This window comes from Deltaproteobacteria bacterium (assembly GCA_019309045.1).
Lineage (GTDB): Bacteria > Desulfobacterota > Syntrophobacteria > BM002 > BM002 > JAFDGZ01.
In genome coordinates this window covers 58,355-68,469 of the sequence record JAFDGZ010000007.1, presented here as the reverse complement: position 1 = coordinate 68,469, position 10,115 = coordinate 58,355, and the positions used below count along the sequence as shown (strand labels likewise).

Genomic DNA, 10,115 nt, shown 5'->3' with positions numbered 1-10,115 from the left:
GCCAGAGATAATTCGTAACTGGTCAGGGGACCATGTTGTTCCTCTGCCTTTGCTTGCCTTCGGGCTGCAACAGGAGTCTGATATGGTACGGCGCAATTTGGCCCTTGGCATATGCTTTATCTTTGTTTTGCTGTCAGTGACGACCTGCGTCCGCCGCCAGGCAAGGGTGGAGTTCAGGCCTGTAGAAGCCCTGGAAAGAGTTCCAATCGGCGGTTTGCAGTTTGAAAATGATGACCTAGACCATACCTCTCTGAGAAAGGCCATCAGGAGGAGCCTGGATTACCTTTCACGATTGCCGACGGACAGCGTTTTCAGATTTGGCCCTGACTCTGTGAGTCTGCAGAGAATGCACCGTTCTTTGGAGACATTTCTCATGCTGCTCGACAAGACGGATTCAGCGGAGACACTGGCAAGAGAGATCCGAAAATACTTTCAAGCTTACCGCGCCACAGGAAGCGGCGCAGAGCACAGGGTGCTCTTCACCGGATACTATGAACCTACGATCCAGGGAAGTCTGAACTGCGATGATCACTATCGCTACCCGATCTATACCGTTCCTGCTGATCTTGTCCGCATTGACCTGGGACGTTTTCGCAGGGAATATCAGGGAATACAGCTCGTGGGACGTTGTGCCCAGAATCAAGTCTTGCCTTATTACAGCAGGCAGGAAATTGACGGCGAAGGAATTCTTGCCGGCAGGGATCTCGAGATTGTCTGGGTTGCAGACCCTGTCTCAAGGTTTTTCCTGCAAATCCAGGGATCCGGGCGAGTCAGATTGCTCGATGGCAGCTTCATCAGATTGAATTATGCCGCCAGCAATGGCCAGCCATACCGCAGTATAGGCAAACTATTGATCGAAAAACAGCTGGTGCCCAAAGAGGCCATGTCTATGCAGGCCATACGCCGTTATCTCTCTGAACATCCAGAACAAATGGACGAAATCCTGAACTACAATCCCAGTTACGTGTTTTTTCAGCAGGCAGAACAAGGTCCTCTGGGCAGCCTGGGAGTGCCCATCACCGGAGGGCGCTCGATTGCCACCGACTTCTCTCTGTTTCCTCGAGGTGCACTGGGGTTTATAAAAACCAGCAAACCGCTTTTTTCGCCAGATGGGGTTATCGGGCAGTGGGCAGTGCTGGAGCGTTTTGTACTAAACCAGGACACGGGCGGCGCTATAAAAGGCCCGGGCAGGGTCGACCTCTTTTGGGGCAACGGTCCACTGAGTCGGATTGCCGCTGGTCACATGAAACACGAAGGCAGTCTCTATTTTCTGGTGCTCAAGAATTGAACGTCTATGTCTTCGCCACCCGGATCTGGCGGTGAGGCTATGGCTGCACCTGGGAAGTTGTCCCCGGTGGCTCCCTGTCAGCATGGGTGAGGGCCTGTATGGTAAAGAGGTTGATGACGCGGATTTCATCGAATATCCGGGAAAGGTCGAGCAGCTGTTCCAGGTCCTCCCCTTGCAACGAAGCAATCAACTGTTGTTGTAATGTACGAAAACGGTCCAACAACGACGCCTCCCTGTATCTCAATTCGGCCACAAAATCGTCTGTGGATTCGACTTCACTGTATCTTTTCTGCAGAGCCTGGTGGATCTGCCGGTAATTTTCGGCCAGTTCTTTCAAACGCTCAACTGCTGGCGGCACGTCCTTCATATCACTGAACTCCTTTCATCATCAGTATCTGCTCCATTTTCCCATAGACCATCTTTGCAGCATCACAGCCTCCATGTCCGCTGGAATTCTAGTAGGTTTGCAGGCAAAGACCAACAATTTTTTTGATATCTCGAGGCGCCTGACAGTTGTCCGCAGCGAAAAGGTGAAGGACTGGGTTTTTTTGTCCTTGAATTTTCAATGTTACGGTGCCATAATTCCCTGCAGGATCGTGCTGACGAGACCGCATCTTACCCTTCGGATTATTCGCCACACGGCTAATGTACTCAAAAATCTAAAGTTCTGAGGTTCGCAAGAGGCGAAGTTTTACTTCAACCTGGATGCACTTGTTTCATGAGGACGGTCTGTCGGCAATAGGGTAAAATAAAATAAAGTGGCCTGCGTTTTGCAATGAACAGTGGCCAACAGAGGTATTAGTAGCCACACGACTGAATTCACGAATTTGCCGCCGGTAGAGGATTCCGAAACAACAGAGGTGGTTGTTTCTCCGGGGATCGATCTATGCTGCTATGGCCACATCATTGACGAATAAACGGCAGGCGGCACCTCATAGCAAGATGTGAGATTCGAGGAAGCACCTCAGGTCACTTTAAAGGTCTGTTGTTATGGCAACCAGACCATGGCATGCTTGAGGACACCGATAAGGCCGGGATTCCGGCCAAGAAGGTATTAGAAGATACAAGAATGGAGCAGCTGAGATTGCTGTGAGCCTATGCAAAAGACAGTCAATATTATAGTCTCTGAGCGCATAAAAATACCCAGCGCTATGCTGCCGCCCATGATATCACGCAAGTTGATGGAGCGGCTGGTGTTTACCAACCCGGAATATGAATTTCGTCAGAGCCGGGGGGAGTGGTTGGGCAACGTGCCGCCTCAGATCAAGTGCCTCTATGAACACAGGAGGCACTACTTTCTGCCGCGTGGATTCTTGCATCAGTTGCTAGAGCTCTGCGATCGCTTCAATGTGAAATATCGACTGGTGGACAGACAGCGCACTCTCGAGCCAGTAAAGTTTGAATTTCATGGGATTTTAAAGGATTATCAGCAAAAAGCGTTCAAAGCTATGCTCGCGAGGGATCACGGCACTCTAGTAGGCGACGCCAAGAGCGGCAAGACGGTTATTGCTCTTTACACAATAAGTTATCGCTCGCAGCCCACAATGATCCTGGTGCCGAACGTCACTTTGCTGGACCATTGGAAAGAAAAACTCGTTCGTTTTCTCAATGTACCGCCCGAAGAAGTGGGGATAATCGGCGGGGGAAGATTCGACGTAGGCCCGCGCGTCACCGTGGCTCATGTGAGTGCACTCTACAGACGAGTGCGGGAAGTACGCCAGCAGGTAGGCTTTCTGGTGGTGGACGAGTGCCATCGTACGCCTTCCCGCACCTTTACTCAGGTTGTGAGTAATTTCGACTGCAGGTATCTCATGGGACTTGCAGGCACGGTTCACAGAAGGGACCGTCTGTCCAGACTGATCTATTTTTACCTGGGTGACATTCTCCATCAGATTGACAGCCGTAAGGCTACAGAGAGCCGGGCAATTTTTCATGTGGATGTGGTCGTGCGCGAAACAGGCTTCAGCTATCCGTACGAGCAAAAAGAGGATTATTCATCCATGATGGACGCCCTGGCCACTGATCCCGAAAGAAACAGGCTCATTGCTGAGGATGTGGAAAATGAGTTGCGCAGGGAGGGGGAGGATCTTCTCCTGGTGCTTACCGAGGAAGAAAAACAGGGCGAAGTTCTCGCGAAGATCCTTGCAGAGCGAGGTATCCCCAGTCTTTCATTTGATGCATTTTGTGCTCAGGATGGTAAAGATCAATTAGCAGAGGCCCTGGCTGCACAAAACACCAGAGTTGTGTTGGCCACCCGTCACCTCTTGCAGGAAACTGCTCCCGAGGGGCGTTTTGCAGCGCTGTTCCTGACCACTCCCCTCAGTTTTCAGGGAAAGATCACCGAGCGCTTGCAGCAAGTTCTCAGTCGCCGAAATGGTCAACCTTTACCCCGGGTCTATGACTATGTGGACAACAAGATCGGCATCCTGGATAATTTTTTCCGGATGAGAAGCTATGCTTATGGGTTGCGGCTGCCAAGACCTGGTGCCTCTTCAGATGAGTTGACCGGTGCCAGGAAAAACGGTGAGGGCTGAGCCAGCGTTGCTGCACATTTACTGCCAACCTAAATGGCACGCAGGACTTGCTGTGCTGAAAGAGGCAAGCCTGGTACCCTTTCCACACTCTGCATCACGACCACTCCCACCTAAAGATGACAGATTAGCGGGAACCGCCCCCGGCTCTGCTAGAGGCGGTGCTCACAAAGTGGCAGGCCCAGGAAAACGGAAGCAAAAAAGGCGAGAGGAACTACTCTCTTGAAGCGTTTGCGCATTGCCATCGAGAAAGAGGTGCTGGGGATTGCCGCTATAGTTACCCTGGGAACGAGGGCTCTGCTGTCGGACTATAGCGAAGAGGAGCTGGACCTGATCCACAGAGCCGATATAATCTTCTATCCTGCGCTCCATTTTATTGATATATTTGCCGCCATGAGGAAGGAGATGTTTCCGACTCTCTCTTGCTATAGATTGCTAGGTGACAGACAGAAACAAACAGCTCTATTGACATTATTGGACATTCCTCGGCCTCGCACGCGTGTCTATTATGGACACAAACAGAAGAGTTGCATTTCGAGTGATTTCAGTTTTCCTCTGGTGGCCAAGAGCCCTGTTGTGGGAAGCAACAGACGCAATGAGGTATTTCTCGTACAGGATCATAGGGATCTGGCGGCCTATAATAGCCGGTATAATCCAGCATATATACAAGAATTTGTCGAGTATCAATGGAAGTTGGCAATCAAGGTCTTCAATTACCGAGTGATATGCGGTTATAGAGAAGGTGTTCATTTTGAGGGCAGACAAGCAGTTCCGGTTCAGAGAACCTCTTTGAGTTTGGCTGAACTTCCGGAGTTCGCCATAGAAACAGCCGGCGCCATTGCCAGAGCAGCTCGACTTTCAGATGTGTGCGTGGATTTTCTTTGCAGGGAAAAAGACTTCGTGGTGCTGGGGCTCGACTTCGGTTTTAGTTATAAGGGTTGCCGAGATACGGATCGCAAACGTATTAGAATGATTACCCGGATGATACAGAGGGGCGAGTTGTAACGTGCAGAAGAATAAGGGAGGACCCTTGCAATAGCCTAATCCGGAGTGCAGTGCTCGAGCTAGAAGAAAATCCGGCGAGATCAGCCAATGAACTGATGTGTGCCGCGAAGTTGCCAGGCTAGAGGGAGAACAGTTGCAGATCACGGAAAAGCAGCGTCTGGGAATCTCTGAAAGGCTGAGGCGGAATCCCATTATATCCTTCATGGGCATCGAGATGATAGCTGTGCGGCCTGGCACTGCCACCCTTGCCCTGCCGTACAGGAAGGAAATCGAGAACTCCATGGGGGTAGTTCAGGGTGGGGTCCTGGCGGTTCTTGCTGATGTAACAGGGGGTATGTCTCTCTATTCAGTTCTTGCAGATCCTCTGCGGGTTGTTATCCCCACCATTGAATTCAAGCTAAACTTTCTCCGTCCGGCCACTGCTGGCATGATAATCTCCCAGGGGCAGGTTGTTCATCGCGGGCGCCAGATCGCTCTCTGTCAAGTGGAGCTGCGTTCTGAAGCCGGGAAGCTTTTCTCTGTTGGACTTTTTACTTATATGATCCAGGATCTTGGCAAAGGAGAGGGGTCTTAGCCGCAGCAACGAGGGCTTTTTACACCAGAGGAACAAATAGATGAAACAGATTATTCTTGGCACTGCTGGACATATTGATCACGGCAAAACCACTTTGATCAAAGCTCTTACAGGCATAGATACAGACCGCTTGAAAGAGGAAAAAGAGCGGGGCATCACTATTGAACTTGGCTTCGCCCATCTGAGACTTCCCAACGAGCAGATTATCGGCATCGTTGACGTTCCCGGGCACGAAAAGTTCGTCAAGCATATGGTGGCTGGGGCCACAGGCCTTGACCTGGTTGCCCTGGTGGTGGCTGCTGATGAAGGTGTGATGCCGCAAACCAGGGAGCATCTAGAGATCTGTGAACTGCTGAAGGTGAAGCAGGGCCTGGTGATCTTGACCAAGATCGATCTGGTTGACGACCCGGATTGGCTGGAACTCGTGCAGGAAGATCTGCGAGATTTTCTGCAGGGAACATTTCTTGCCTCAGCAGCCATTGTACCTGTGTCAGCGGTCACCGGCCAAGGTCTCAGCCAGCTGGTGGAAGAGCTGCAGGAGCTCTGTGAGAAAGTGGAGGCACGCTCCAGCGGCGGGGACTTCAGACTGGCAGTGGATCGTGTCTTTACCATGAGAGGATTTGGTACGGTGGTGACAGGCACGGCGGTGTCGGGCAAGGTCAGGACCGGGGACACCCTCCTTCTTTATCCTCAAGGCTTGCAGACCAAGGTACGGGGACTTCAGGTTCACAATCAGGAAGTTAGTGAGGCTGTGAGTGGCCAACGAACTGCCATCAATCTCCAGGGAGTAGAAAAGGCTGTTGTCCGCCGTGGGGACGTACTGGCTACTCCAGACAGCCTGATACCTTCGTATATGGTTGACGTTCGTTTACAGCATCTGGAGAGCGCCCCGCGTGTTCTCAAAAACAGAGCCAAGGTGCGTTTCCATACCGGCACCAGCGAGATGATCGCTACCTGCATCTTGCTCGACAATGAACAGCTGGCTCCCGGAGCCAGTGGCTTCGCCCAGATGCGCTTCGACGAACCAGTGGCAGTGCGGAGAGGAGATCGCTTCGTAGTGCGGAGTTATTCCCCAGTGAGGACCATAGGGGGAGGGCAAATCTTACATCCGGCTCCAGTCAAACGCAAAAGGTTGGTGCCAGCCACATTGAAAGCCCTGGAAACCCTGGAGTCGGCAGACGCCGTGAAGATGCTCAGACTTCACCTCGAGGAGGCCGGCTACAAGGGGATCAGGCTGCAGGAGCTCAACATCAGGACCAACCTGCCACGCAAGGAGTTTGACCAGGCATTGCAGCAGCTTCTCAGCAAAGGGGAAGCAATTCAGTTTGATCGAGATGCACGCCGGGTTGTGGGCAGTAGGGTGATGGCCAAATTGAAGCAGTTTCTCGAAGAGCAGCTCCACCGTTTTCATAAGAGAGAACCCTTGCGGTCGGGTATGAACAAAGAAGAGTTGTTTGCTCGCATGCCAAAAGGCGTGGATGCCAAGCTTTTCAATGAGCTCATCCAGAGACTGGTCAGCCGGGGAGAGATAGTGCAGGAAAAAGAGGTGGTCCGTCTCAGCTCCCATCAGGTTTCCCTGGGCAAAGATCAAGAAGATATCCGGGGAAAAATTGAAGATATCTATCGTCAGGCTGGTTTGCAGCCGCCTTTTTTTCGTGAGGTAACAGAGAGACTGGGAGTGCCGGTCGAACAGGCCTCCCAGGTTCTTGCCTGGATGCTCGAACAGGGTATTCTGGTAAAGATAAAAAATGATATGTTTTTTCACCATGAACCATTAAAGGATCTCAAGACAAGATTGTTGCAATTTTTCGAGAGTCACGCAGAAATTACCACACCGCAGTTCAAGAAGCTTACCGAGACGAGCAGGAAGTACACCATCCCTCTGCTGGAATATCTGGATGCCACTCGTTTTACCATCAGGGTTGGCGATATTCGTCGGTTGCGGGAGAAAAGGAGAGCTGGCTAGTCTGTGCTGGACTCAGAGAGTTGCAGTGAACCGATTACTTCATTGATGTGACTGAAACCATGCCGCTGGAGATAGGTCTGCAATCCCTCAATAATCTCGAGGGTGATGCGGGGATTGACGAAGTTTGCTGTACCCACCTGAATGGCCCGGGCGCCAGCAATGAGAAACTCGAGAGCATCCTCGGTGGACGAGATGCCGCCGAGACCTATCACAGGAATGCTGACCGCTTGCACTACCTGCCAGACCAGTCTGAGAGCTATTGGTTTTATTGCCGGCCCGGACAGGCCGCCCACCACATTAGCCAACCTCGGTCTCCTGGTCTCCACATTCACGGCCATGCCGGAGATGGTGTTTATCAAAGACAGGGCGTCTGAGCCAGCCTGCTCTGCAGCCCGGGCAGTAACTGTGATATCAGTGACATTTGGGGTGAGTTTGGTAATGATAGGCAGGGCAGTTGCTGACCTTACCATAGCCACAACCTGGGATACCATGTGGGGGTCGGTGCCAAAGACCATGCCGCCCGCCTTGACGTTGGGACAGGAGATGTTGATTTCCAGTGCGGCGATGCCCGGGCAGCCGTCCAGCATTGCTGCCAGGCTTCTGTACTCCTCGAGGGTGTTGCCAAAGATGTTGACGATCACAGGCACTGCAAAAGTCTTCAACCAGGGGAGCTTCTCCTCGACAAAGACCCGAGCCCCCACATTTTGCAGGCCGATGGCATTGAGCATACCACCATAGGTTTCCCAGATTCTCGGCGGTGGATTGCCCGGGCGTGGTTCCAGGGAGATGCCCTTGACCACAAGCGCTCCCAGAAGGTCTGGCCGGACCATATCGACATATTCCTGACCATAGCCGAAAGTGCCCGAGGCCACCATGACAGGATTTTTCAACTGCAAAGGGCCCAGTTGTACTGCCAACCCCTGCCGGTTCAAGGGCGAATATTGCGGCTTCGTCTCAGAGGTGGGGCCAGTCACCTACATACTCCTCTGCTGCTGATTCTTGCTTGCGCTCCACCCAGCCATAGCCGATAACTACCATGGTGAGCCAGAGACGTCAGAGTTGCAGCTTCTTGTCAACATTGCTCCCAGATAATCTCTTCTGCTGTGAATACAGGACCATGTTGACAGACATTGGCATAGTAAGGTTCAGTTTCAGACGCAGGTGGTTTGCAGCGGAGAGAACAGCCCAAACAAGCACCTACGCCGCAGGCCATCAGGGCCTCCATAGACAGCTGGCAGGGTATGCCGAAGCGAAGGGCGCAGTGCGCCACTTTTCTTTGCATGGCATAGGGTCCGCAGGAGTAAATCAATACGGGCAGCTGCTGCTGTCCATCGAGCCATCTCTCCAGATGATCAGTCACCAGACCCTTCTCTCCCGAACTGCCGTCTTCAGTGACCACAGTAGTGACAAATCCCAGATCCTCCAGGTGGTCCACGCATACGAGTTCTTCAGCCTTGCCTGCTCCGAACAAGAGATAATGCGGCCCGGTGTTCCCGGCAGCTAGCAGAATCTCTGCGAGAAAGGGCAGGGGAGCTATGCCTATGCCGCCGGCCACAAGAAGAATGGGACCTCCGCCGGATGGGAGGCGGAAGCCGCGTCCCAGCGGCCCTAGAATGTTGATACTGTCTCCAGGCGTAAGCCCGGCAAGAATTGAGGTGCCACGGCCTACAACGCGGTAGAGAATTTCAATGCAGGCGGATTCGAGTCGATGCACAGCAAACGGCCGCCGCAACAAAGGGTCGAATTCCCTGGCCACCCGGATCATGAGAAACTGACCGGGCTGAACACGGCGGGCAATGTCAGGGCACTCGAATCCCACATGATACAGATTCGCTGCCACCTGCTCATTGAAAAGTACTGGTGCGTTTTTCAGGAGCAATGAACGCTCATCCTTCTGGCTGCCTTGCAAGCAGCAGCCATGCCACAATTCGGCTAACCGCATGTCCACAAGGCAGCAGCAAAACGGCCGGTTTCTCCCTCGCCCCGGTAGGAGAAGAAGATGTCAGTATGACACTTTGTACAGAGGCCGGCGATTTCAATATGTTCGGCCACCAGACCAGCATCCAGCAACTGCTGACGGCTCAGGGCCCAGAGGTCGAAGTGGTTTTCTTCTGTCTCGAACTCCCTGAAGTGCCCTGGAAAATAGTCTCGCCACTGGCGAAATTCGGCACAACAAGGTCCCAGAGAAGGGCCGATAGCCGCCAGAATCTCCTGCGGCCGGCTGTGATAATGATGTACCATCAAATGGACTGCTTTGGCAGCAATGTTGTCCACGTTGCCGCGCCAGCCAACATGCAGCAGCGCCGCCACGCGCTGTTGTCGATCGAAAAGCAAGACAGCCTGGCAGTCAGCTATTTTCACCAGCAGAACCACATTCGGCAGAGGGCAAATGAAGCCGTCATAACCATGGTAGGGAGAAGGCAGCTCGGGATCGATCTGAGGGCTCATATTGACGATCATTATGTTGCTGCCGTGGACCTGGCGAGAAAAAAGGAGTCTGGAGCTCCCGGTAACCATGGTGATTCTAGCCAGATTCTGCCGGACATTGGCCGCCTTGTCACCAGTGTTGTAGCCAACGTTCAGAGAATCAAATGGGGGAGGGCTAACGCCACCCAGCCTGGTAAAAATGGCGTGGCCTGCGGCTTCACACTCGGCGAGTTGACGAAACCGATAAAAGGGGATCCCGTTGCAGCTGCAGCGCTTCAAAGCAGCAACACTGGGGAGACTGCTATGGATGGCTGCTCCCATCGT

General features: G+C 52.7%; 9 protein-coding genes. 5 read left to right on the top strand and 4 right to left on the bottom strand.

Translation table 11 applies throughout. From position 1 onward, the window contains the following. Positions 1-82 precede the first annotated feature (82 nt). Complete coding sequence (locus JRI89_02930) at positions 83-1,288, top strand: MltA domain-containing protein (protein MBW2070188.1); 1,206 nt, start codon at positions 83-85, stop codon at positions 1,286-1,288. A 37-nt stretch (positions 1,289-1,325) separates the two neighbouring features. On the opposite strand, the gene JRI89_02925 is transcribed toward JRI89_02930, so the two are convergent. After that, positions 1,326-1,655, bottom strand: a complete 330-nt coding sequence (locus tag JRI89_02925) for a hypothetical protein (protein MBW2070187.1) — start codon at positions 1,653-1,655, stop codon at positions 1,326-1,328. A 730-nt stretch (positions 1,656-2,385) separates the two neighbouring features. Here JRI89_02925 and JRI89_02920 point away from each other — a divergent pair. The 4 genes from JRI89_02920 to selB all read left to right on the top strand — a co-directional run bounded on the left by JRI89_02920 (position 2,386) and on the right by selB (position 7,364). Then, positions 2,386-3,822 (top strand): DEAD/DEAH box helicase family protein, encoded by a 1,437-nt coding sequence (locus JRI89_02920; GenBank protein ID MBW2070186.1) that lies wholly within the window; start codon positions 2,386-2,388, stop codon positions 3,820-3,822. Between the two features lie 219 nt (positions 3,823-4,041). Beyond that, positions 4,042-4,824 carry a hypothetical protein gene (locus JRI89_02915; protein MBW2070185.1) on the top strand — a complete coding sequence of 261 codons (783 nt, stop codon included), beginning with the start codon at positions 4,042-4,044 and terminating at the stop codon, positions 4,822-4,824. Between the two features lie 133 nt (positions 4,825-4,957). Beyond that, entirely contained in the window at positions 4,958-5,398 is a 441-nt protein-coding gene (locus tag JRI89_02910) for a PaaI family thioesterase (GenBank protein MBW2070184.1), read from the top strand. Positions 5,399-5,438: 40 nt separating this feature from the next. Further along, positions 5,439-7,364: a selenocysteine-specific translation elongation factor gene (selB, locus tag JRI89_02905; GenBank protein ID MBW2070183.1), complete on the top strand. Its 1,926-nt coding sequence runs from the start codon at positions 5,439-5,441 to the stop codon at positions 7,362-7,364. Here selB and JRI89_02900 read toward each other — a convergent pair. The 3 genes from JRI89_02900 to pgeF all read right to left on the bottom strand — a co-directional run bounded on the left by JRI89_02900 (position 7,361) and on the right by pgeF (position 10,112). Beyond that, positions 7,361-8,296 carry a dihydroorotate dehydrogenase gene (locus JRI89_02900; GenBank protein MBW2070182.1) on the bottom strand — a complete coding sequence of 312 codons (936 nt, stop codon included), beginning with the start codon at positions 8,294-8,296 and terminating at the stop codon, positions 7,361-7,363. The genes selB and JRI89_02900 overlap by 4 nt on opposite strands. A 140-nt stretch (positions 8,297-8,436) precedes the next feature. Beyond that, positions 8,437-9,243: a dihydroorotate dehydrogenase electron transfer subunit gene (locus JRI89_02895; protein MBW2070181.1), complete on the bottom strand. Its 807-nt coding sequence runs from the start codon at positions 9,241-9,243 to the stop codon at positions 8,437-8,439. Positions 9,244-9,296: 53 nt separating this feature from the next. Next, positions 9,297-10,112, bottom strand: coding sequence for a peptidoglycan editing factor PgeF (gene pgeF, locus JRI89_02890; GenBank protein MBW2070180.1), 816 nt, complete (start codon positions 10,110-10,112; stop codon positions 9,297-9,299). Between the last annotated feature and the right edge of the window lie 3 nt (positions 10,113-10,115).

Coding starts and splice junctions, on each gene's coding strand:
- JRI89_02930 (MBW2070188.1), top strand. CDS start 83: ATGGTACGGCGCAATTTGGCCCTTGGCATATGCTTTATCTTTGTTTTG.
- JRI89_02925 (MBW2070187.1), bottom strand. CDS start 1,655: ATGAAGGACGTGCCGCCAGCAGTTGAGCGTTTGAAAGAACTGGCCGAA.
- JRI89_02920 (MBW2070186.1), top strand. CDS start 2,386: ATGCAAAAGACAGTCAATATTATAGTCTCTGAGCGCATAAAAATACCC.
- selB (MBW2070183.1), top strand. CDS start 5,439: ATGAAACAGATTATTCTTGGCACTGCTGGACATATTGATCACGGCAAA.
- pgeF (MBW2070180.1), bottom strand. CDS start 10,112: ATGGGAGCAGCCATCCATAGCAGTCTCCCCAGTGTTGCTGCTTTGAAG.